Annotated in this window: 21 protein-coding genes; 8 read left to right on the top strand and 13 right to left on the bottom strand. The window is 39.4% G+C overall.

From position 1 onward, the window contains the following. Positions 1–7: 7 nt before the first annotated feature. The 3 genes from AC1DG9_RS00655 to AC1DG9_RS00645 all read left to right on the top strand — a co-directional run bounded on the left by AC1DG9_RS00655 (position 8) and on the right by AC1DG9_RS00645 (position 5,431). The gene (locus AC1DG9_RS00655; protein ID WP_288881261.1) at positions 8–1,051 is read left to right on the top strand and encodes an HlyD family secretion protein; all 1,044 of its coding nucleotides are present in this window, start codon (positions 8–10) and stop codon (positions 1,049–1,051) included. Positions 1,052–1,053: 2 nt separating this feature from the next. Further along, entirely contained in the window at positions 1,054–2,601 is a 1,548-nt protein-coding gene (locus AC1DG9_RS00650; RefSeq protein ID WP_288881264.1) for a DHA2 family efflux MFS transporter permease subunit, read from the top strand. Between the two features lie 241 nt (positions 2,602–2,842). Beyond that, on the top strand, positions 2,843–5,431 hold the full coding sequence (locus AC1DG9_RS00645; protein WP_172662314.1) for a phosphoenolpyruvate carboxylase: 2,589 nt from the start codon (positions 2,843–2,845) through the stop codon (positions 5,429–5,431). 128 nt (positions 5,432–5,559) lie between these two features. On the opposite strand, the gene AC1DG9_RS00640 is transcribed toward AC1DG9_RS00645, so the two are convergent. The 4 genes from AC1DG9_RS00640 to AC1DG9_RS00625 form a co-directional block, all read right to left on the bottom strand. After that, on the bottom strand, positions 5,560–5,811 hold the full coding sequence (locus AC1DG9_RS00640) for a DUF6952 family protein (RefSeq protein WP_048908165.1): 252 nt from the start codon (positions 5,809–5,811) through the stop codon (positions 5,560–5,562). After that, on the bottom strand, positions 5,811–6,119 hold the full coding sequence (locus AC1DG9_RS00635) for a thioredoxin family protein (protein WP_172662315.1): 309 nt from the start codon (positions 6,117–6,119) through the stop codon (positions 5,811–5,813). The genes AC1DG9_RS00640 and AC1DG9_RS00635 overlap by 1 nt, the downstream gene beginning before the upstream one ends. Before the next feature lie 13 nt (positions 6,120–6,132). Further along, on the bottom strand, positions 6,133–6,765 hold the full coding sequence (locus tag AC1DG9_RS00630; RefSeq protein WP_172662316.1) for a peroxiredoxin: 633 nt from the start codon (positions 6,763–6,765) through the stop codon (positions 6,133–6,135). A 162-nt stretch (positions 6,766–6,927) separates the two neighbouring features. After that, positions 6,928–8,097, bottom strand: a complete 1,170-nt coding sequence (locus tag AC1DG9_RS00625; protein ID WP_172662317.1) for a hypothetical protein — start codon at positions 8,095–8,097, stop codon at positions 6,928–6,930. Between the two features lie 120 nt (positions 8,098–8,217). On the opposite strand from AC1DG9_RS00625, the gene AC1DG9_RS00620 reads away from it, so the two are divergent. Then, positions 8,218–9,618: an aldehyde dehydrogenase family protein gene (locus tag AC1DG9_RS00620; RefSeq protein ID WP_337717061.1), complete on the top strand. Its 1,401-nt coding sequence runs from the start codon at positions 8,218–8,220 to the stop codon at positions 9,616–9,618. On the opposite strand, the gene ygiD is transcribed toward AC1DG9_RS00620, so the two are convergent. Together ygiD and AC1DG9_RS00610 are read right to left on the bottom strand one after the other, a co-directional pair. Continuing rightward, positions 9,619–10,446, bottom strand: coding sequence for a 4,5-DOPA-extradiol-dioxygenase (gene ygiD / locus AC1DG9_RS00615; protein WP_288881272.1), 828 nt, complete (start codon positions 10,444–10,446; stop codon positions 9,619–9,621). It abuts the gene before it with no gap. 52 nt (positions 10,447–10,498) lie between these two features. Next, positions 10,499–11,071: a YceI family protein gene (locus tag AC1DG9_RS00610; protein ID WP_172662320.1), complete on the bottom strand. Its 573-nt coding sequence runs from the start codon at positions 11,069–11,071 to the stop codon at positions 10,499–10,501. 147 nt (positions 11,072–11,218) lie between these two features. Here AC1DG9_RS00610 and AC1DG9_RS00605 point away from each other — a divergent pair, with 147 nt between their 5' ends. The 4 genes from AC1DG9_RS00605 to AC1DG9_RS00590 are packed head-to-tail and all read left to right on the top strand — an operon-like array spanning position 11,219 to position 14,888. Then, positions 11,219–11,905: a peptidylprolyl isomerase gene (locus AC1DG9_RS00605; RefSeq protein WP_288881274.1), complete on the top strand. Its 687-nt coding sequence runs from the start codon at positions 11,219–11,221 to the stop codon at positions 11,903–11,905. Continuing rightward, a complete protein-coding gene (locus AC1DG9_RS00600) occupies positions 11,902–12,672 on the top strand; it encodes an exodeoxyribonuclease III (RefSeq protein ID WP_337717063.1) in 771 nt (256 codons plus the stop codon). Before AC1DG9_RS00605 ends, AC1DG9_RS00600 begins: the two co-directional genes overlap by 4 nt. A 3-nt stretch (positions 12,673–12,675) precedes the next feature. After that, positions 12,676–13,920, top strand: coding sequence for an imidazolonepropionase (gene hutI, locus AC1DG9_RS00595; protein WP_288881278.1), 1,245 nt, complete (start codon positions 12,676–12,678; stop codon positions 13,918–13,920). Beyond that, complete coding sequence (locus AC1DG9_RS00590; RefSeq protein ID WP_288881280.1) at positions 13,920–14,888, top strand: formimidoylglutamase; 969 nt, start codon at positions 13,920–13,922, stop codon at positions 14,886–14,888. Before hutI ends, AC1DG9_RS00590 begins: the two co-directional genes overlap by 1 nt. Here the strand turns inward: AC1DG9_RS00590 and AC1DG9_RS00585 are convergent. The 7 genes from AC1DG9_RS00585 to AC1DG9_RS00555 form a co-directional block, all read right to left on the bottom strand. Then, positions 14,849–15,427 carry a 5-formyltetrahydrofolate cyclo-ligase gene (locus tag AC1DG9_RS00585; RefSeq protein WP_288881281.1) on the bottom strand — a complete coding sequence of 193 codons (579 nt, stop codon included), beginning with the start codon at positions 15,425–15,427 and terminating at the stop codon, positions 14,849–14,851. The two genes, AC1DG9_RS00590 and AC1DG9_RS00585, sit on opposite strands and share 40 nt — an antisense overlap. Positions 15,428–15,511: 84 nt before the next feature. Further along, positions 15,512–16,072, bottom strand: coding sequence for an elongation factor P (gene efp / locus AC1DG9_RS00580; protein WP_048908156.1), 561 nt, complete (start codon positions 16,070–16,072; stop codon positions 15,512–15,514). Between the two features lie 156 nt (positions 16,073–16,228). Continuing rightward, on the bottom strand, positions 16,229–16,843 hold the full coding sequence (locus tag AC1DG9_RS00575; RefSeq protein WP_172662326.1) for an ABC transporter ATP-binding protein: 615 nt from the start codon (positions 16,841–16,843) through the stop codon (positions 16,229–16,231). An 11-nt stretch (positions 16,844–16,854) separates the two neighbouring features. After that, positions 16,855–17,640 carry an acyl-ACP--UDP-N-acetylglucosamine O-acyltransferase gene (lpxA, locus tag AC1DG9_RS00570; RefSeq protein WP_048908154.1) on the bottom strand — a complete coding sequence of 262 codons (786 nt, stop codon included), beginning with the start codon at positions 17,638–17,640 and terminating at the stop codon, positions 16,855–16,857. After that, complete coding sequence (locus AC1DG9_RS00565; protein ID WP_172662327.1) at positions 17,637–19,049, bottom strand: bifunctional UDP-3-O-[3-hydroxymyristoyl] N-acetylglucosamine deacetylase/3-hydroxyacyl-ACP dehydratase; 1,413 nt, start codon at positions 19,047–19,049, stop codon at positions 17,637–17,639. The genes lpxA and AC1DG9_RS00565 overlap by 4 nt, the downstream gene beginning before the upstream one ends. Further along, complete coding sequence (gene lpxD, locus AC1DG9_RS00560; RefSeq protein ID WP_048908152.1) at positions 19,049–20,125, bottom strand: UDP-3-O-(3-hydroxymyristoyl)glucosamine N-acyltransferase; 1,077 nt, start codon at positions 20,123–20,125, stop codon at positions 19,049–19,051. Before lpxD ends, AC1DG9_RS00565 begins: the two co-directional genes overlap by 1 nt. A 119-nt stretch (positions 20,126–20,244) precedes the next feature. Then, positions 20,245–21,468, bottom strand: a complete 1,224-nt coding sequence (locus AC1DG9_RS00555; protein WP_172662328.1) for an HD domain-containing protein — start codon at positions 21,466–21,468, stop codon at positions 20,245–20,247. Between the last annotated feature and the right edge of the window lie 59 nt (positions 21,469–21,527).

Raw genomic sequence — 21,527 nt, 5'->3', positions numbered from 1 at the left:
TACAGCAATGACAACTGAAAAGAAAAAGAAAAACAAAGTTATACCAATCATATTAGGGGTATTAATTGTAATTGGAGCCATATTTGGCACCAAAGAGTATATTTACTACAGCAAACACGTTGATACGGATGACGCACAGATTGATGGAGACATTAGCCCGGTAGTTGCACGTGTTGGAGGCTATGTAAAGGAAATTAAATTTGAAGAAAACACCGCTGTAAAAGAAGGCGATATCTTGGTTAAGCTTGATGATAGCGATTACAAAGTAAAGCTTGAGCAGGCCATGGCCGGACAAAAAGGTGCCAGTGCTGGCGTGGGTGTTTCTGAATCACAAATTGCGGCCACTGCAGCAAATACAAGTACTGCAAGGGCTAATATTGAAGAGGCAAGAGTTAAATTATCATTAGCCCAAAAGGATTACGATCGTTATGCAAACCTGATTAAAGATGGCTCTATTACCCAGCAGCAATTTGACCAGGCTAAGGCGCAAAAAGAATCGGCCCAAGCTGCATTTACTGCCGCTAACGACCAATATACTGCCGCAGTTAAGCAGGTTGGTACTACTCAGTCGCAGTTAGCAGTAAGCAATACTGGAGTTAGCCAGCATCAGTCGGAAGTTGATTTTGCTAAATTGCAGCTATCATATACCGACATTAAAGCACCGGCAACAGGAATTGTTTCTAAAAAGAATGTTCAAAAAGGGCAGCTGGTACAGGCCGGTCAGTCTTTGTTTTCTGTTGTAAATGAAAACAGTATTTATGTTACTGCAAACTTTAAAGAAACCCAGCTTGAAGAAATCAATCCCGGGTTAAAAGTTAAGGTAGAGGTTGACGCTTATCCGGATGCCGATGTACAGGGAGAGGTTTACAATTTTGCGCCTATTACCGGTGCAAAAGGCTCTTTGTTACCTCCCGACAATGCTACAGGTAACTTTGTAAAAGTAGTACAACGTGTGCCCGTAAAAATAAAAATCACTAAAGCACCTAAAGAGATCATGGCAAAATTACGCCCTGGTATGAGTGTTAAGGTTTCTGTTTCTATAAAAGACTAAAAATGGCCGAGAAAGGTTTAAAAAAGTGGATAATAACCTTTACAGTGATCACAGCTTCCTTACTGGAGCTGATTGATACCACTATTGTAAACGTTGCTATACCCCAAATACAAGGTAACCTGGGCGCCACCCTAGAGGATGTTGCCTGGCTATCTACCGGCTACGCTGTAGCTAACGTAATCGTATTGCCTATGTCGGGATGGCTGGGTAGTCGTTTTGGCCGTAAAAACTATTTCCTGTTCTCTATTATACTTTTTACCGTTGCATCATTTCTTTGCGGAAATGCAACCAACCTCGAAGAGCTGATCCTGTTCCGTATATTACAGGGGCTAGCCGGAGGAGGCTTAATTTCAACTGCTCAGGCCATATTAATTGAGACCTGGCCACGAGAAGATGTTGGTATTGCCACAGCCTTGTTTGGATTGGGCGCCGTTGTAGGGCCTACTGTAGGGCCAACAATTGGTGGTTATTTGTTAGAGATCAGTTCATGGCCGTTAATTTTTTATGTAAATATTCCCGTCGGCATCCTGGCGGCCTATTGTACCTATATGTTTGTTCGAGAGACACCTAAGGATGGAAAGGGTATGCCTGTAGATTGGTGGGGTATTGCATTACTTGCCGTTGCAGTTGGAAGTTTACAGACCGTATTGGAAAAAGGCGAAAGTGAAGACTGGTTTGCCACCCCTTATATCACAGCACTTGCAGTTACATCTGTCCTTGGCTTACTGCTGTTCATTTGGAGGGAGCTGAGCACCGACCACCCTATTGTGAACTTTAAGATTATGCGCCACAGGAGCTTTTCAGTGGGTATGTTTACCTCGTTTATCCTGGGCTTCGGGCTTTATGGGTCCGTTTTCGTGTTCCCTGTATTTTGCCAGAATTTACTGGGCTTCTCGCCTCTCCAAACGGGCGAATTGTTGTTCCCTGGTGGTTTATGTACCATCGTGATGATGCCATTTATTGGGATTTTCCTTAAAAAAGGCATTCCGGCTCAGTTTATGGCAACCATCGGGATGTTCCTCTTCTTCGTATTTTGTTCTATGCTGAGTAAATCTACCCTGCAATCAGGTACCAATGATTTCTTTCTTCCTTTAATGATAAGGGGTGTTGGTATGGCATTATTGTTTGTACCGTTAACCACTTTGGCCATTCAGGATCTGAAAGGTGCCGAGATTGGACAAGGCTCTGGTTTGAACAACATGATGAGACAACTTGGCGGTTCATTTGGTATCGCTGCATTAACTACTTTGATACATGTTCGTCAGGGTTTTCACCGCAGCAATTTACTCGTAAACATTAATGAATATAACCCTGCATTTACCGATCGTTTTAATGGCTTTATAAAGAATTTTATGGCCAAGGGATATAACTATTTAGACGCAAAAGCTTTGGCCGCAAAGGCCGTTGAAGGTGTGGTTACAAAACAGTCATTACTGCTCACTTATAGTGATGCATATTGGGTGGCGGGACTGATCCTTTTATGTTCAATTCCGCTGCTGTATCTTCAAAAGTTCAAAAAGAATGTTGAAGTTCCGGCAGACTTACACTAAACAAAACAGCCGTTAAGAAAATCTTAACGGCTGTTTTACCCCAAAAAATTAACAATTAAATTGCTTCATTTATTGCGTTTCCGCCCTCAAATCAGCACATAAGTTTAAAAGGATTTGTTTAACCTCTATGGTACTAAGTTAGTTTTTTTTGCAAAAAAATCAAAATTAAATTAATAGCACTTTGGGGTCTTTTTTTTGAATCATTTTTGGTAGCTTAAGCGCGAAAAAATACCCTTTAAATATGATGCAGAAACAACGCGCAAAAGGTCAGAGAGAATCAGTATTTAACAACGAAGTAGTATCCAGATTTGAACTCTATAACAGCCTTTTCCTTACCCTTCCTTTTTACAAGATTAAAGATACCGGCACACTGTTGCCATTATTTATAAAATACTGTGAAGATGGTGTAAATAACCATGAAACTCCGGCAGAAATTATTAATGCTTTTTTCAAGAAGTATACGCAAAATAACGGAGCTAAGGACGTGATTGATCTTCTGTTCAGATTTATCCAATATATTGAGCGCCAGGTGGTGTTATTTGATGCTGTTGAAGATGCATCTTTTAACAAACTTAATGCTTCTGATGAGCATAATGCATTGCTTTCTTATCTAAAAAAAGGAATTGATGACAGCTCTTTAAATCAGAAAATAGAAAAACTGATTGAGGAATTCTCTTTAAGACTTGTTTTAACCGCACACCCAACTCAATTTTATCCCGGAAGCGTATTGTCTATCATCACAGACCTTACCGCAGCCATTAAAATTAACGACATCACCAGCATCCACCTTTTGCTTCAGCAATTAGGTAAAACGCCATTTTTCAATAAAAAATCACCAACCCCGGTTGATGAAGCGCTAAGTTTAGCATGGTACCTCGAAAATGTGTTTTATTTTGCTGCAGCAAATATCCAATCGGAAATAGACAAAAGCCTGAACGATTACAGCCTTGACTCTAAAAAGATTATAGAATTAGGTTTTTGGCCGGGTGGCGATAGAGACGGTAACCCTAATGTACATACCGAATCTACCGTGCAGGTATCAAAAATGCTTCGCCAGATCTTGTTCAGATGCTATTACCGCGATTTTAGAAACCTAAAGAGACGCATCACCTTTAGAGGTGTGGATGAGCCTATCGCGATAGTTCACGATGTATTATACAAAAATGCATTTGATCCGAATATTGAAATGGAAAACATTTCAGACTTTCTGATCGAACACCTGAATAAAATTAAAAACACACTGATAGATAGCCACGACGGCCTGTTTGCCGATATCGTTTCTGACCTGATCCGTAAGGTTGAGCTTTATGGCAGTCACTTTGCCTCACTTGATATCAGACAGGACAGCAGGGTATTAAGAGACGTGCATGCCTATTGCCGACAAAGTAAACCGATCAATTCTATGTTCCCTGAGAACTACGACAGCTTATCGGAAGAAGAAAAAATCAAGACCCTTTCCTTTAAAAGTGCCAGAGTATCGCATAGCGATAAGGCCGATTCATTGGTTCAGGATACGCTTCAAACCATTACTGAAGTGAAACAAATACAGCAAAGCAATGGAGAACTTGCCTGCCACCGATTCATTATCAGTAATTGCCAGCAAGCGAGCGATATTTTGCAACTCATAGAGCTTTTCTTATGGAATGGATGGGAAGAAGATGATCTTTCTATTGATTTTGTTCCGCTATTTGAAACAGTTCATGACCTTGCTGATGCGGCTACAATTATGGAAACCTTGTATTCTCATCCGTTTTACAAAAAACATTTAAAGAAAAGAGGGAATAAACAAGACATTATGCTGGGCTTCTCTGACAGCACAAAAGATGGTGGTTATTTAATGGCAAACTGGTCCATTTTTAACGCCAAGGTTGCTTTAACAGAAACGGCAAACAAACACAATATTCAACTTGCATTTTTTGACGGTCGCGGTGGTCCGCCTTCAAGAGGTGGAGGTAAAACGCACCGTTTCTATGCCTCTATGGGTAAAGAGATAGCTAATAAAAACATCCAGCTTACCATTCAGGGACAAACAATCAGTTCTCAGTATGGGTCTATAGACAGTGCCGAATTCAACATTGAACAATTAATAAACGCAGGTATTTCTGCGGGTATTAAGGAGAGACATAATATTTTATTAGATCCTGTTCATAAAAATCTTTTGGATATAATGGCGCAGGAAAGTTATGAATCATTTGTAGCCCTGCGTAAGCATCCATTGTTTTTAAGTTACCTGGAGAAATTCTCGCCACTTACTTTGTTGTCTAAAATTACCATCAGCAGCAGGCCGGTAAAAAGAAATTCTGGTGGCGCATTAAAACTGGAAGACCTGAGAGCGATAAGCTTTGTTACTGCATGGAGCCAGCTTAAACAGAATATTCCAGGATTTTATGGTATGGGTACGGCATTAAAAAGCCAGGAAAAAGCAGGAAACTGGGATAAGGTTGTTAAAACCTATCAGGAATCCGGCTACTTTAAAACCATCATAGACAACTGTATGATGTCTATGAGCAAGTCTGACTTTGCTGTTACGGCTCATTTTATAAACGACAAGGAATACGGTGCTTTCTGGAAGATTCTTTTTGATGAATTTACGCTTTCTAAAGAGATGCTTTTAAAGTTGGCGGGTCATGAGACACTAATGGAGAATTATCCTGTAGAAAAGCGCTCTATTGCCGTTAGAGAGAAGATCGTACTGCCTTTGGTGCTTATCCAGCATTACGCTTTAGAACAGCTACAGAACGAAATTACAGAGGAAGAAAAACAATCATATGAGAAGCTTGCCATCAGAACGGTATATGGCATTGTAAATGCCGGACGTAACCTGGCATAAGATGGTCCCGTCATCTCCTTTGATTAACCAAAGGAGATGACGGGCGGAATGACGAGTGTGCTAAAAAAGTTTAAGCAATAAAAAGGGGGATCTCACACTGAAATCCCCCTTTTTATTATGTTGCTAAATTAATGCCTGTCAATTGATCCCATTACTTTTTGACCAAATGCATTTAATGCATCTTTTTCAACTGCTCCTGCTTTTACGTTCTCATGAACTTCAAGCGCTCCGCAGATATTGGTGATCATCTCTCCTGCTACATCAATTTCTTCCTCACTTACCCCTCTGAATTCACAAAAAGCTTCTAAAACTGATAAAGTTGCCTCAAGATTTTCTGGAGTAGTATTTTGGAATAGCTGTCTTATAACCGGAATTTTCATTATTTTATTTTATTAAATAATTCGCTTAATACTTCTGCTTTGTTCGTTTGAACCTGATCTACCAAAACGCCGCCTTCAAAGGCTGCAAAAGTTGGTAAATTGTCAACCGTTGCCAGTTTACGTGAAGCCGGAAGTTTTTCGGCATCCACAATTAAGAAAGCAACATCTTCGTTTTCAGCAGCTAGTTTCTTAAACTTAGGCTTCATGATTCGGCAATTCCCGCACCACGATGCAGCATACTGAACCATTACTTTCTTGTTTTCAGCAACATATTGTTGAAGATTATCTTCTGTTAATTCTAAAAACATAATTTTTAATTGATTAGTTAGCGCTTAAATATTCAGCAACGCCAGTTCTGTTTGCATTCATTGCTTCTTTTCCTTCTTCCCAGTTTGCAGGGCAAACTTCGCCATGTTTCTGAACGTGAGCGTAAGCATCAATTAAACGTAAATATTCTTTAACATTTCTACCTACTGGCATATCGTTAACGCTTTCATGGAAAACTTTGCCGGTTTCGTCAATTAGGTAAGTTGCTCTGAATGTAACGTTTGATCCAGAGAAGATTTCGTTTCCTTCTTCATCATATTCAACCTCTTGCTCAACAATACCTAAAATGTTAGACAATTGTCTATGAGTATCTGCTAAAATTGGATAAGTAACGCCTTCAATACCACCATTATCTTTTGGAGTGTTTAACCATGCAAAGTGCACTTCGTTTGTATCGCATGATGCACCAATTACAATTGTATTTCTTTTTTCAAAGTCAGGTAAAGCTGCTTGAAAAGCGTGCAATTCTGTTGGACAAACAAAAGTAAAATCCTTTGGATACCAGAATAATAAAACTTTTTTCCCTTTGCTTACTGCTTCTTCAAATACATTGATCTTTAAATCGTCACCCATTTCTGACATCGCATCGATACTAACACTTGGGAATTTTTTTCCTACTATAGCCATAATTATATTTTGTGTTTTATTGTTGTTTTTGATGGTGCAAAGGTAAGCCTATCTGTACTCAAAAACAACCATATTCAAGATATAACAGATACTTAATCTTGATAGGCACATAGACACAAACTATAACACAGAAAAACAAATTAGTTTTTATCTATTTGTGTTTTACCTCATTATTCTTCCTGCTTTATCAGTATTAACAGCAAATGGTTTTAGATATTCGTTTACCAGAACGGCAAACTCTCTTCTTGTAATATTTCGCGCAGGATCGTATTCCGTTTTAAACTTATATACAGTTTTCCAGTTCTTCTTAATCTCGTCTTCGGTATTCTTTGGCGATTTCCCTCCCACATAACAAACAAGGTTTAGTGTTGCGCCGATAGTCATTTCGGGCTCCTTATGTTCATCAAACCAGATCTGTGCCTTATAATAATACTCCTTAACAGGTTCTTTTATTTCTGCGGTTGATACCGTCCGCTCCGGTTCAAAATTAGCCACTCCGTTAACTATATCTGCTTTTAAAAATCCCGAAAGACCCAGAAACTGAATAGATTTCCAATTGGTATCAGTTGGTTTAATATCTGAAAATGGCATTAGGGACAACTGGTACTTCATTAGCTCGCCCTGAATCTCCTTTAACGGAGCCTGAGAGGTTTTAGTTTTGAAAAAAGCAGCATAAGCAGCCACAGCTCCGGCAGCCTGTCCTGCGGCGATGCTTTCAATTCCTGAATTTAGCAGCACAAGATTATCCTGTTCAGGAATAAGCAGATCGCTTAGAAATAGCTGATTTGAGGACGTATTTCCTGTATGTTCACCAGAGGCAATACTTGTTCTGTAAAGATTGTTATTATAAGTAAGGGAATGCCACGACTTATTTACATTTTGCAAAGGAATAGCAGCATTAACCTTTCCTGTTTTATCCGCATTAACCATGGCAATAGCCTTTATTGTTCTGCCGTCACTTAGCTGCGCACTCCAGCCGCTTCCAGATCTTTTTAATTTTATCCAGTTCGCATTTTTTATTATTGTCAGGTTTTTAAGTGTGTCTGTCCATGATTTTATCGCGGAGTTGATTTCGGCTTTATCTTGGGGCTTTTGCCTCTTAATCAGGCTGGCTTCTATCCCAGAAGATAAATTCCCTGAGGCGAGTGTGGCTTCAAAATCTTCTCCCGGTAATAATAAAACTGTTTTAGCACCAGAAACACTTGATTGAATGCTTGCTGCCAATGCACCCCTGCCATTACCAATAACCAAAACCCCTGTTTTAACGGTCTGGGCATTCCCCAACTGGAGAAATAATATAGTGGCTAGTACAGTAAAAAATCCCCTTTTCATTTTGTATATTTATTTTACATGTGCAATATCCCTTAAATCAATCTATTTTCAATACAATAGTAATTAAGGACAATTAATTTAACCTATTTTAACAATTTTAGGCCGGTTTGGCAAGCTAACATGACGCAAACGATCAACTCTGTTTTTAATGCCCAGCAAGCGCATAAATATACGCTTAGGACCAGTAATGCCGCACAAAGAATTAATAAATTAAAGGCATTAAAGCGCGGTATAGAAAAGCATGAGGCTGAGGTATATGTTGCTTTACAGCAGGATCTTCGCAAAAGCCAGTTTGAAGCTGCCGTTACCGAACTGATTTTTACTTATGCTGAAATTGATTTTGCGATTAAGAACGTCAAAAATTGGATGAGGCCTAAATACATTGGCAAAACAATAACCAACCTTTTTGCAAAAAATAGGCTTTATTATGAACCAAAAGGCGTTTGTTTGATCATTTCGCCGTGGAACTATCCTTTTCAATTGCTGATGGCCCCCTTAATCTCTGCCATTGCAGCAGGGAACTGCGCTATATTAAAACCATCAGAGCTCAGCCCGGCAACCAGCTCAGTTATTGCACGGATTATTGCCGAATGTTTTGAAGAGCAGGAAATCTGCTGCTTTGAGGGCGATGCCTCGGTATCAACAGCTTTGCTTGAACTGCCATTCGATCATATTTTCTTTACAGGAAGCACCGCCATTGGAAAGGTGGTGATGGAAGCCGCTGCAAAAAACCTCACTTCTGTAACATTGGAATTAGGAGGGAAATCTCCTACTGTAATTGATGGTACCGCCAACTTAAAGAGTGCAGCAGAAAAGATTGCCTGGGGGAAATTGATGAATGCCGGACAAACTTGTATTGCACCTGATTATGTTTTTATTCCGGAAGAAAAACAAGCTGAATTTATTGGGCATTATAAGGAATCCGTAAACAAAATGTTCTGCAACGGGAACAATACCATCGATCACTCCGTTTATGCTAAAATTATAAACGACAGGCATTTTAAAAGATTAACAGGACTGATTGCTGATGCAACAAATAAAGGCGCCAATGTGGCGTTTGGAGGCGAAACAGACCAGGGAAATAACACCATTAGCCCTACGGTTCTTACGCGAATCAGCGATGATTCAAATATCATGAACGAAGAAATTTTTGGCCCTCTATTGCCAATCATTACTTATAAAAGTTTAGATGAAGTAATTGACCGCATCAACAAAAAAAGCAAACCGCTGGCCCTATATATATTTAGCGATAGCAAAGAGAACATCCACCGTATTATAGCAAATACCAGTGCAGGTGGCACCTGTGTTAATGATGTATTAATTCATATCTCAAACCCGAAATTGCCTTTTGGGGGGGTAAACGGAAGCGGCATGGGAAGTTGCCATGGAGAATTCGGCTTCAAGTCGTTCAGCCACGAAAGAGCTGTTGTTTTCCAATCTAAGTTAGATATGACCGGGATGATTTATCCTCCTTATTATGGCAAAGACTGGGTATTAAAGTGGCTGAAAAAACTAATGTGATTAGCCTACCTTAACAGAAGTCATGGTTAATGAACCGCCGACTGCCTTATCGTTAAATAACGAAACTTCCTCATTATCATTTTTCAGACCAAGGGTATACATTAAGGGCAGATAATGCTCCGGAGTAGGGATGGCCAGCATAGCCTCTTTACCAAGCGATTGATAGTTCATCAAGGGATTGTGCTCATTGTTTAGAATCAGGCTTTTAAACTTATCGTTCATTTGTAAAGCCCAGTCATAGCCTCCGCCATTTATCATTTCCCAGCTCATCATCCTAAGATTGTGAACCATATTTCCGCTCCCAAGAATTAAAACCCCCTTCTTTCTTAAAAGTTGCAATTCCCTGGCCAGCTCATAATGATAGCGCGCATCCTTGGTATAGTCGATGCTCAATTGCAATACAGGGATATTTGCCTCTGGGTACATGTGTCTTACAACAGTCCATGCACCATGGTCAAGCCCCCAGTCATGATCCAGGCCAACTTGCGTATGTTGTATAAGTCCTGCCGTTTCAGCAGCAAGTTCCGGATTTCCGGGTGCGGGATAAACTACATCAAAAAGTGCCTGTGGAAACCCGCCAAAATCATGTATAGTTTTAGGGAAATCCATGGCAGTAATGTGCGTGCCTTTGGTAAACCAATGTGCAGAAACCACCAGTACTGCTGTTGGAACTGGCATATTTTGAGCCATAGAGGCCCATTTGTTGCTAAACTCATTACCCTCAATCCCATTCATTGGAGATCCGTGCCCCACAAATAGAACAGGCATAAGGTTTTCCTGAATTGGCAACCCGCTTGTGAATGTTTTGAATTGAGATAAGTTAGTCATAATGAGTAGAAATTAATACAGGCCGTCTTATCCAGACGGCCTGTAAAATCAATTATTTTGCCTGAACAAATTCCAGGTTTAAGGCTATTTTAACGTCTTTACCTACACCCATTCCTGTTGGATCATATTTGATATTATAATCTAAACGATTAATGGTTGTGTTAGCTGAGAAACCTGCTTTGGTATTTCCTTGCTGATCTTTAGCTGTTCCGCCGAATACTACATTGAACTTAACATCTTTCGTTACATCACGAATTGTCAATTTTCCACTCAATTCATAGTTATTTCCTTTCAATTTTTTAAATGAAGTGCTTTCGAAAGTCATGTATGGAAAAGTTTCAGCATTAAAAAAATCATCAGATTTTAAGTGCTTATCGCGAGGTTCAACACTTGTAGAAATACTGTTTACATCAACTGAAAAGCTGATTTTTGCATCAGTTAAATCCTCTTTAGCTGCAGTAACTGCGCCATCAAACTTTTTAAATGATCCATCTACAAATGAGATTCCCATGTGTTTCACTGAGAAATTTATAAATGAGTGCATCGGATCTACCGTCCACTTTGTTTGTGCGAAAGACGCAACACTGATTGAAATTGCAACCAGGAATAAAAATACCTTTTTCATAATTTTTTTGAGTTTTAATTTTACAAAAGTACACCTCTGGGTTTTAGCCGGCCTTGATGTATGGTAAGAAAGATAATCAATAAAATTGAAGCTTCCCACATTTCAATAAAGCCATTTTTAACTTACCTTAGCTCCAAAGTAATATTAATGAACAGGATTCTAGCCTTACTACTATGTCTGGGTGTTTTCTCTGCTTTCGCTGCAAAGCCAAAACACCAATACGTTAAAATTAAAACGGATATGGGCGAATGTATAATCATGCTTTACAATGAAACTCCCCAGCACCGGGATAATTTTGTATCCCTCATTAAAAAGGGTGTTTTTGAGGGCACTTTATTTCATCGGGTTATCAAAAACTTCATGATTCAGGGGGGCGATCCGGATTCAAAAGTTGCAAAACAAGGGGAATTGCTGGGAAATGGAACTGTAGGCTATACCATTCCCGCTGAATTTAGAGACAGTTTATTTCATAAAAAAGGTGCGCTTGGCGCTGCAAGAGACGACAATCCCGAAAAGGCATCAAGCGGATCTCAGTTCTACATTGTTCAGGGTAAAAAATTTACAGATCAGGGATTAGATTCATTAGAAACGAATCGCCTCCATTTCAAAATACCGGTTTGGCAGAGAGAAGTCTATAAGAATTTAGGCGGCACACCACATCTGGACAGAAATTATACTGTTTTTGGTGAGGTTGTTCAGGGCTTAGATATGGTTGATAAAATCGCTGCTGTTTCCAGGGATTCAAACGACCGCCCCTTTGCTGATGTGAAGATGTCTGTTTCTGTATTAAAAAGGCGCGCAGCTAAAAAATTAGAAAAATTATATAATTTATGAAGATCATCTCTTACAATGTTAACGGCATTCGCTCTGCATCAACAAAAAATTTTTTTGGGTGGCTACAGTCAACCGATGCCGATATGGTTTGCTTGCAGGAAGTGAAGGCCCTGCCTTCTCAAATTCCGGAGATACTTGCCTTAATTGAGCAATTAGGGTATCATCACTACTGGTTTCCGGCAGAGAAAAAAGGATATAGCGGAGTGGCTATCCTTACCAGAATAAAACCAAATCATGTGGAGTACGGTTGCGGAGAAGAATGGATAGATAAAGAAGGACGTATTTTAAGAGCTGATTTTGACGGTTTCTCTTTAATGAGCCTCTACATGCCATCTGGATCCAGTGGGGACGACAGACAGGTCAAGAAGTACGAATTCATGCATTTCTTTGATACATATATTGGAGACCTGCGCAAGGAGTATCCTAATTTGATTATTTCAGGCGATTACAACATTTGCCATACCGCCATCGACATTCACAACCCAAAATCAAATGCAAACTCTTCGGGTTTCTTACCTGAAGAACGTGAATGGATGGAGCTGTTTTTAAACAATGGGTTCATAGATACTTTCAGGCACTTTAATAAAGATCCGCACCACTATACTTGGTGGAGTTTTAGAGCAAATTCAAGGGCTAAGAACCTGGGGTGGCGCATCGATTACCATTTAGCAACCCAACCTCTTTTAAATAGGCTGAAACACGTTTCAATACTTCCCGACGCAATTCATTCGGATCATTGCCCTGTTCTATTAGAGCTAAATCCCTAAACCATGTCTGCCCTCTTAATAACAGATATTGACACGCTTGTAGGCACTCACCCTAAAAACATTTCTGTTTTAAAAGGTGGTGCTATGAATACTTTGCCTGTTATAAACAACGCCTGGATATTATGTGAGGGGGGATTAATAACTGGTTTTGGCAGTATGGACAACCTACCTGCTGATCTGCCTACATCATTAACCTCCATTTCTGCTAAAGGAGGTTATGTTTTTCCCTCTTGGTGCGACTCACATACACACATTGTATTTGCTGCTTCCAGAGAAGAGGAATTTGTAATGAAGATTAAAGGAAAAGGCTATGAAGAAATAGCGGCTGCAGGGGGTGGTATTTTGAACTCGGCCCGTAAACTCCAGCACGAATCTGAAGATCACCTATTCGAAAGCGCCTCCATCAGGCTAAACGACATGATTAAGCAGGGAACCGGAGCCGTTGAAATTAAGAGCGGCTACGGACTAACTTTTGATAGTGAATTAAAAATGCTTAGGGTAATCAGGCGGCTTAAAGACGCTTTTAAAATTCCTGTTAAGGCGTCGTTCCTTGCTGCTCATACTTTTCCTGAAGACTATAAAAAAGATCGTAACGGATACATTAGGCTTATTATAGAGCAAATGCTCCCTGGAATAGCTAACGAAGGACTGGCAGACTATATGGATGTTTTTTGTGAAAAAGGCTTTTTTTCTGCGGAAGAAACGGATAAACTTTTAGAAGCCGGTGTGAAATATGGATTACCGCCTAAAATTCATGCAAACCAATTGTCTATATCAGGCGGCGTTCAGGTTGGTGTAAAACATAATGCGATTTCCGTGGATCACCTTGAAGCTACCGATGAGGATGTGATTAACTGTTTAAGCACAAGCAATACAATTGCTACCCTTCTTCCATCTTGTTCTTTGTACCTTGGTATTCCCTTTGCAAATGCCCGCGGCCTAATTAATGCGAATGTTCCCGTGGCATTAGCCTCTGATTTTAACCCCGGCTCTACGCCTTCAGGAAATATGAATTTTGTGGTTTCGTTAGGCTGTATTAAATTAAAGATGCTCCCGGAAGAAGCTATTAATGCCGCTACTTTAAATGGAGCTGCCGCAATGCAGTTATCAGATGTTGCAGGAAGCATTGCAATAGGGAAAAAAGCGAACCTTTTCATTACCCGCCCCATGAGTTCAATAGCTTATCTGCCTTATAGTTTTGGGCAGTCGCAAATAGAAAAAATCATTTTAAACGGAGAAGTAAACTAATGGATGGACTTAGAATTTATTCGAATAAGGATATTCTAAAATTAGTCAATATCCGCAGCCGCGAAACAAAATTAGGTGAGCGCGTGAAGGTCATTGCTACTTTAGAAGATCTGAATACTTCCGAGGCCCGTTTTGTATTACTGGGAATTCCTGAAGATATCGGGGTAAGAGCCAATTACGGTCTGTCGGGCACATCTACAGCATGGGGTCCGGCGCTTAAAGCTCTTCTTAATACCCAAAGTAACCGCTTTTTAGATGGGTCAGAATTAGTCGTTCTAGGCCATTTTGAGTTTACTGAACCCCAAAATAATACGATTGAAGCATTCCAGAAAAAGGTATCAGAAATAGATAATCAAGTTTACGAATGTGTTCTTAAAATTATAGCTGCAGGCAAAACCCCCATTATTGTTGGCGGAGGGCACAATAATGCCTATCCCATCATTAAAGCGCTGGCCTCAGTCCACAAGAAGGCTGTTGATATACTCAATATAGACGCTCATGCCGACTTAAGAGAGCCAAAAGGCAGGCATAGTGGCAATAGCTTCAGTTATGCCTTAAAAGAGGGTTATTTAGCCAAATACGGGATCTTTGGATTGCACCATAATTACAACAATGAAGCAATTCTAAAACAAATAGAAGAGAATGAAAAAATACAGGTTGTTTTCTTTGATGATATCTTATTGTCGGACGCTACAGTAACCCTTTGGACCCCATTCATCAGTGCCTTTAAAAATCCTGGTCTAGAAATCGATCTTGATAGTATAGAGAATATGCTGTCAAGTGCTGCTACGCCTTCCGGATTTAGCTTAAATGACATCAGAAAGCTCATTCTTCGGTCATCAAAACAATTTGCCTATTTGCACATATGTGAAGGCGCAAGCGAAATGGCCGATGGAAGAACCAGTTCCTTTACTGGCAAAAGTATTGCCTACCTGATCACTGATTTCCTGAAATCATACACCCTATGAGGTGTAATACATAAATCCATTTGGACATCATGTTCATTTACATCCTCTATATCATCTCCTGATTCGAAAAAGGAAACACCCACCTTAAGTGTGGTCAAGCCCTGTAGAAACCTGTCATAAAACCCTTTCCCATAGCCAACCCTATAGCCTCTTTCATCAAAAGCCAATAATGGAATGATCACCATTTCCACATCCCCACTGTGGAGTTCTCCTTTTTGAGGCTCTAGAATATCATATAAGTTCTTTTCTAAACCATCCTTCCCTGAATAAACATAATTGTGCATTAAGGCCGTTTCAAAATCTGCTTTTGGGACAATAATTTTTATATCAGGATGGTTATTTCTAAGCCAATCGATGAAAAGAAATGTATCTGGTTCGTTTTTCTCAACTATGGGTAAAAAAACATGGATTGTCTTCACCTCCGAAAAATCAAGTCTTGAAAAATGAGCTAATAATTGGTTACTAAGTGCAGGTATTGCCGAGGGGGAGAGTAATTTTCTCTTGTTCAATGCTAATTTCCTAAGTTCTGCCTTTTTCATTTAAACAAATATAAAAAAAGATGGCTTCGGGAACCACTCCGAAGCCACAATCAACCTAAACCTAAAACTAAACTATGAAAATTCTTATTTTACTCTTTCTACGTAATCGCCAGTGCGTGTATCTATCTTAACTTTATCGCCTTGATTGATAAACATTGGCACTTTTATTTCAACTCCGGTCTCTACTGTTGCATATTTAAGTGCGTTTGTAGAGGTATCGCCTTTAACTGCTGGCTCAGAGTACGTTATTTCTAATTCAACATGTGAAGGTGTTTGTGCCATAATAGGCTCGTCACTTTCAAATGCGATAATTACATTCATTCCTTCTTTCAAAAAGCGAAGGCTTTTACCAAATAACACCTTTGGTATGTTAAACTGCTCGTAAGTAGTATTATCCATTACTACAAGTGCTTCACCATCTTCATACAAGTATTGGTAATCGTTGGTTTCAACACGGCAAATCTCAACATCTTCATCAACACGGAACCTATATTCTACAAGTTTCCCTGTTTTTACATTCCGCATTCTTGCTTGATAAAAAGCGCGTAAATTACCTGGTGTACGGTGTAGAAACTCTTCTACTTGCACTAATTCTCCGTTAAAACGAAGGATATTACCATTTTTTACTTCTGATGCTTTTGCCATTTTATTCTGAAATTTTGCCTAAACCACCGGCTCTTTTTCGTGCCGCAAAGGTATAAACTATTTATTAATTCTACAATAGTAATTTAAAAATATTTTTTTATCGTTCTTTAATGCCCAAATCGACCGCTTTTGCACTTATCACAAATATAATTTTTGTTATTTATAATCCGTTATTTGAACGAAATGGTTACAAAACGAATACTCAGCTTCCTGATTTGAGCCTACTATTACAAGCCGGTCAGCCGTAAAACGTGCGATCAGTTCATGATACCATACAACACCTTGCTTATCTAAGTTTGAGGTCGGCTCATCCAATAAAAGTATTGGTGTATCTGTACAACATGCCAGAACGAGCTTGGTTCGCTGTTTCATTCCAGACGAGAAGTGTTTTAGTGCCTTGTCTTGCGATTTCTTTAATCCAAGCAGATCCAAGACCATCTCTTCATCAAAGCCCTTCTGCAGCGTCTTAAACCTGAAATGGAAATCGATGGTTTCCTGCAGCGTAAATTCTTCGATCAAATCTAAATACGGTGCCGCAAAACTGATATATTCATAGATTCGCTCTACGGGTATATTCTTCTGATTATTATAGGTTATAGCACCCTCCGACGGAGATAAATTTCCCAGTACAACACTCAAAAGTGTCGATTTTCCAGAGCCATTTGGGCCTAAGATTGCGTATTTGCCGCCAGAATTAAATTGATAATTTATTCCTTTAAAAATCCATTCCTGGTTAAACCTTCGCCCAATGTCCTCTAAAGTAATTGTCATTGATTGATCAATTAGCTTCCAGAACCAAAGCCCTTCATTACACCTCTGTTTGAGTTTCTAATAAAATCAACTATTTCATCACGAATTTCTGTTGGTTTAAATTCTGCTTCAATCATATCCAACGCTTTAGTAACGTTATTATGTTTCACAAATAAAACCCTATAGATCTCCTGTATCTCGTTAATCTTTTCAGACGAAAAGCCTCTCCTTCTCAAACCTACTGAGTTAATTCCTGCATACGAAAGCGGCTCTCTTGCTGCTTTAACGTAAGGCGGAACATCTTTCCTTACCAGGGAACCTCCGGTAACAAAGGCATGGGCACCAACTTTTACAAATTGATGGATAGCCACTAGTCCTGCCAGTACTACATAATTACCAATGGTAATATGGCCTGCCAAGGTGGTGCTATTAGAAAAAATGCAGTAATCTCCAACTTCACAGTCATGAGCGATGTGAGAATATGCCTGTATAAGGCAATTACTTCCTATTACCGTCTTCCACTTGTCTTTTGTTCCCCTGTTTATAGTCACGCACTCTCGGATAGTGGTATTGTCTCCAATCTCAGCTGTGGTTACCTCACCAGCAAATTTTAAATCCTGAGGCACACCAGAAATTACTGAGCCCGGAAAAACCCGGCAGTTCTTTCCAATACGCGCTCCATCCATAATGACTACGTTAGAACCTATCCAGGTTCCCTCACCAATCTCTACGTCCTTATGTATCACTGCAAAAGGCTCTATTACCACATTATCGGCAATTTTTGCCTGAGGGTGTATATACGCTAGGGGTTGTATCATGCTACTGGTTCGCTATCTTTTACTTTTACAATTTGTGCCATCATCTCTGCTTCCACAACTACCTTGCCTCCAACCATTCCGACACCCTTCATCTGGGCAATTCCCCTTCTGATTGGTTCCATCAAATCGCATCTGAAAACAATAGTATCGCCTGGCGATACTTGAGCCCTAAAGCGTACATTATCTATTTTTAAGAACAAGGTAAGGTAATTTCTTGGATCTGGAACTGTGCTCAGAACCAAAATACCTCCGGTCTGCGCCATTGCCTCAATTTGAATTACTCCCGGGAACACTGGCGCTCCAGGGAAATGTCCTTTAAAAAACTCTTCATTCATGGTAACATTCTTAACGCCAACTACGTGTGTTTTAGAAAGTTCCAATATTTTATCAATAAATAGAAAAGGTTGTCTGTGCGGTAAAATATCCATGATTTGAACCACGTCGTAAAGTGGTTTTACCGATGGGTCATAAACGTGCTGTACCTTTTTGTTTTTTTCTTTTTTGATTGCTGCTTTAATCTTTTTTGCAAAGGCAACATTTGCTGCATGACCTGGGCGGGCAGCCATAATATGGCCCTTTAAATGCACTCCAACAAGCGCAAGATCACCTATCATGTCCAACAATTTATGTCTGGCAGGTTCATTTTGATACCTTAATTCCATGTTATTTAAGATCCCCTGTGGAGCAACCTCTATCGCCTTTCTATTAAAAATAGTGGCTAAATGGTCTAGTTCCTCTTTGGTAACTTCTTTGTCAACAATAACTATGGCATTATTTAAATCACCTCCTTTAATCAGATTATTTTGTAATTGATATTCAAGTTCGTGTAAAAAACAAAAAGTTCTGCACGATGCAATTTCCTTTCTGAATTCAGCAATACTTGAAATGCCAGCATGCTGACTGCCTAAAACAGGTGAATTATAATCTATCATACAGGTAAACCTATAGTCGTCAAGCGGCATTGCTACAATCTCAACTTTTCTATCCGGTTCTGTATAAGTTATATTATGTGGTATTTGAAAGTACTCGCGATCGATATCTTGTTGCTGAATTCCGGCTGCTTCTAGTGCTTCTAGGAATAGGATTGCGCTGCCATCCATAATTGGCGTTTCCGGACCATCCACTTTCATAAGCACATTATCCAGATCCATACCTACAAGCGAGGCCATTACATGCTCAACGGTACTTACACTTGCGCCATTCTGAGAAATAGTTGTGCCTCTGGCAGTATCAGTAACATTATCACAATCTGCATCAACTATTGGCGCTCCTGGTAAATCTACTCTTTGGAATTTAAATCCATGATTTTCAGGTGCGGGACAAAAAGTTAATGTAACATTTGCTCCGGTATGCAGGCCTACCCCTTTTACGGAAACCTCGTTCTTAATGGTCTTTTGCTTAACGTTCATTATTTATCTTGTATTGTACTGTTTTGCTCAATTAACGCTTTTAATTGTGCGATAGTTGTTTCTAAGGCTGCTATTCTTTTTTCAACAGCAGGTAATTGTTTAAATATTACAGATGCGCGCATCCAATCTCTTAGTGGCTGGGCAGGGCTGCCGTGCCATTGTTTATTTTCTTCTGTTGTACTAAAATTAATACCCGCCTGTGCGCCAATTTGTGTTCCCTTAGCTAATGATAGGTGACCCGCAATACCAACCTGTCCTCCAACAACGGATTTCTCACCCAGTTTGGTACTTCCCGAAATTCCGGTTTGCGCGGCAACAACACTGTGTTCACCAACATCAACATTGTGGGCAATTTGAATAAGATTATCCAATTTAACCCCTTTTCTAATGAAAGTGGATCCCATTGTTGCCCTATCGATCGTAGTATTCGCGCCAATCTCAACATCATCTTCAATAACCACATTGCCAATTTGGGCAATTTTTGAATAGGTCCCGTCAGCTTGTGGGGCAAACCCAAAGCCATCACTACCTACTACAGTGTTTGCGTGTATAAAAACCCGATCTCCAATAACTGACCGGTTATAAATCTTTACCCCCGGAAAAAGTGTACACCCCGTTCCAATTTTGGTATCAGGGCCCACGTAAACCTGAGCAAGTATTTTCGAGTTATCTCCTATTTCTACGTTTTCTGCGATATAAGAAAAGGCTGCTATAAAGACATTTTTACCCAATTTTGCAGTTGGGTGCACAAAGGATGGCTGTTCAATTCCTGATGAGTCATTAACCTGACTAATCACTTCATTGTACCTGTCTAACAACACAGAAAATGCACTATAAGGATCTGCAACCTTAATTAAGGTACTTTTTACAGCCTGTGCAGGCAAAAAATCTTGACTAACAATAACTACAGAGGCATTGGTAGAATATAAATAGTTCTCGTATTTCGGGTTGGACAAAAAGCATAAAGATCCCGGCTTGCCATCTTCTATTTTAGAAAGCTCTTCGACTTTTACATTTTCGTCGCCCTCAATGGTGCCATTTATAAATTCGCTTATCTGCTTGGCAGTAAATTGCATTTTACAAAGTTATATGTTAAATTGATATGAACAAATAAACCTATTTAGGTTATTATAATTCCATCTTAGATTAAGAAACTAAAAACGGGATTAAAAACTAATTATTTTGTTAAATTATGCTAAATAATTCTCGGGTAGCAAAGTATGTGCTTTTTCACTGTTTTGTCTAAAGATTCTAAGTTAGATAAATCTGATGCTTTTGCAATATCAATTATGATATTGTTTTTTAATAGGATATTAATATTGCTGTTCCCCGCATCATATGCCCTGTTTCTTATTACATCGGTAAAAACAAAATAGGACACTTCATCATCATTAAGTTTCAAAAATTCCGCGGTGTTCTCCTTAAGCACATCTACTCTGTTCTGATCTGGAGCATCATTTGTAATTTCAACTTTATAAAGATTCCTGTTAGTAAGCATTTTGCACAATTGGGCCAATATTCTATCCGGATGGTCTCGCCAAACTTTAATGGAGGCAAAAATGTCCTGATCATCAAGTTGGGCGAACATATTTAAATGAATCTCTTCAGAAAAGAAACTTGTCTCCGTAACGTCATTTATTAAAAAATGCTGAAGCGCAGGTGTTGCAAAAAGAGCCTCTCCCTTAACTGCAAGTTCCTTTGCGCGTTTCAAAATTTTCACCAGCACCATTTCTCCTGCAATAACTGTTTTATGCAAATAAACCTGCCAATACATCAGTCTTCTGGAAATCAAAAAGTTCTCTATTGAGTAAATTCCCTTTTCTTCAATTACCAGGTTATCGTCCAGCACATTAAACATCTTAATGATGCGGTCAAAACTGATTACACCTTCGCTTACTCCGGTAAAAAAGCTATCCCGGTTCAGGTAATCCATTCTGTCAAGATCCAGCTGACCAGAAACAAGTTGAGCCAGAAAATTCTTATGGTATTTGCCTTTAAAAATATCAATTGCCGGGGTTAATCTTCCGCCAAATTCTGCATTAAGCTTTTCCATAATAAGCATGGAAATATCTTCATGCTTTATTCCGTTAACCAACGAATACTCAAGCGCATGCGAAAAAGGCCCATGTCCGATGTCATGTAGTAAGATTGCAATTGTGGCAGCCTCTTCTTCTTCCTTATTAATCTCATGCCCTTTGCTTCTTAAAATTTCAATAGCCAATCCCATCAGATGCATTGCCCCTAAAGCGTGGTGAAATCGGGTATGTAACGCTCCCGGATACACCAAATGGGTCATCCCCAATTGCTTTATATACCTCAACCTTTGAAAATAAGGATGAGAGATGAGATCAAATACTATTTCTGAAGGAATATTTATGAAACCATAAACAGGATCATTTATTATTTTCTTTTTGTTCAATCCTTAAAAATAAATTATACGGTACAAAAATTGCTATTTTTATCCATAGTAAGAAAGAC

This window comes from Pedobacter sp. 05L430 (genome assembly GCF_056397585.1).
The sequence above is the reverse complement of the archived record's forward strand: the minus strand, read 5'-3'. Positions and strand labels throughout refer to the sequence as shown.

Excerpts from the sequence above, each read along its gene's own strand:
- AC1DG9_RS00655 (WP_288881261.1), top strand. The coding sequence starts at position 8 with ATGACAACTGAAAAGAAAAAGAAAAACAAAGTTATACCAATCATATTA.
- AC1DG9_RS00650 (WP_288881264.1), top strand. The coding sequence starts at position 1,054 with ATGGCCGAGAAAGGTTTAAAAAAGTGGATAATAACCTTTACAGTGATC.
- AC1DG9_RS00645 (WP_172662314.1), top strand. The coding sequence starts at position 2,843 with ATGATGCAGAAACAACGCGCAAAAGGTCAGAGAGAATCAGTATTTAAC.
- AC1DG9_RS00640 (WP_048908165.1), bottom strand. The coding sequence starts at position 5,811 with ATGAAAATTCCGGTTATAAGACAGCTATTCCAAAATACTACTCCAGAA.
- AC1DG9_RS00635 (WP_172662315.1), bottom strand. The coding sequence starts at position 6,119 with ATGTTTTTAGAATTAACAGAAGATAATCTTCAACAATATGTTGCTGAA.
- AC1DG9_RS00630 (WP_172662316.1), bottom strand. The coding sequence starts at position 6,765 with ATGGCTATAGTAGGAAAAAAATTCCCAAGTGTTAGTATCGATGCGATG.
- AC1DG9_RS00625 (WP_172662317.1), bottom strand. The coding sequence starts at position 8,097 with ATGAAAAGGGGATTTTTTACTGTACTAGCCACTATATTATTTCTCCAG.
- AC1DG9_RS00620 (WP_337717061.1), top strand. The coding sequence starts at position 8,218 with ATGACGCAAACGATCAACTCTGTTTTTAATGCCCAGCAAGCGCATAAA.
- ygiD (WP_288881272.1), bottom strand. The coding sequence starts at position 10,446 with ATGACTAACTTATCTCAATTCAAAACATTCACAAGCGGGTTGCCAATT.
- AC1DG9_RS00610 (WP_172662320.1), bottom strand. The coding sequence starts at position 11,071 with ATGAAAAAGGTATTTTTATTCCTGGTTGCAATTTCAATCAGTGTTGCG.
- AC1DG9_RS00605 (WP_288881274.1), top strand. The coding sequence starts at position 11,219 with ATGAACAGGATTCTAGCCTTACTACTATGTCTGGGTGTTTTCTCTGCT.
- AC1DG9_RS00600 (WP_337717063.1), top strand. The coding sequence starts at position 11,902 with ATGAAGATCATCTCTTACAATGTTAACGGCATTCGCTCTGCATCAACA.
- hutI (WP_288881278.1), top strand. The coding sequence starts at position 12,676 with ATGTCTGCCCTCTTAATAACAGATATTGACACGCTTGTAGGCACTCAC.
- AC1DG9_RS00590 (WP_288881280.1), top strand. The coding sequence starts at position 13,920 with ATGGATGGACTTAGAATTTATTCGAATAAGGATATTCTAAAATTAGTC.
- AC1DG9_RS00585 (WP_288881281.1), bottom strand. The coding sequence starts at position 15,427 with ATGAAAAAGGCAGAACTTAGGAAATTAGCATTGAACAAGAGAAAATTA.
- efp (WP_048908156.1), bottom strand. The coding sequence starts at position 16,072 with ATGGCAAAAGCATCAGAAGTAAAAAATGGTAATATCCTTCGTTTTAAC.
- AC1DG9_RS00575 (WP_172662326.1), bottom strand. The coding sequence starts at position 16,843 with ATGACAATTACTTTAGAGGACATTGGGCGAAGGTTTAACCAGGAATGG.
- lpxA (WP_048908154.1), bottom strand. The coding sequence starts at position 17,640 with ATGATACAACCCCTAGCGTATATACACCCTCAGGCAAAAATTGCCGAT.
- AC1DG9_RS00565 (WP_172662327.1), bottom strand. The coding sequence starts at position 19,049 with ATGAACGTTAAGCAAAAGACCATTAAGAACGAGGTTTCCGTAAAAGGG.
- lpxD (WP_048908152.1), bottom strand. The coding sequence starts at position 20,125 with ATGCAATTTACTGCCAAGCAGATAAGCGAATTTATAAATGGCACCATT.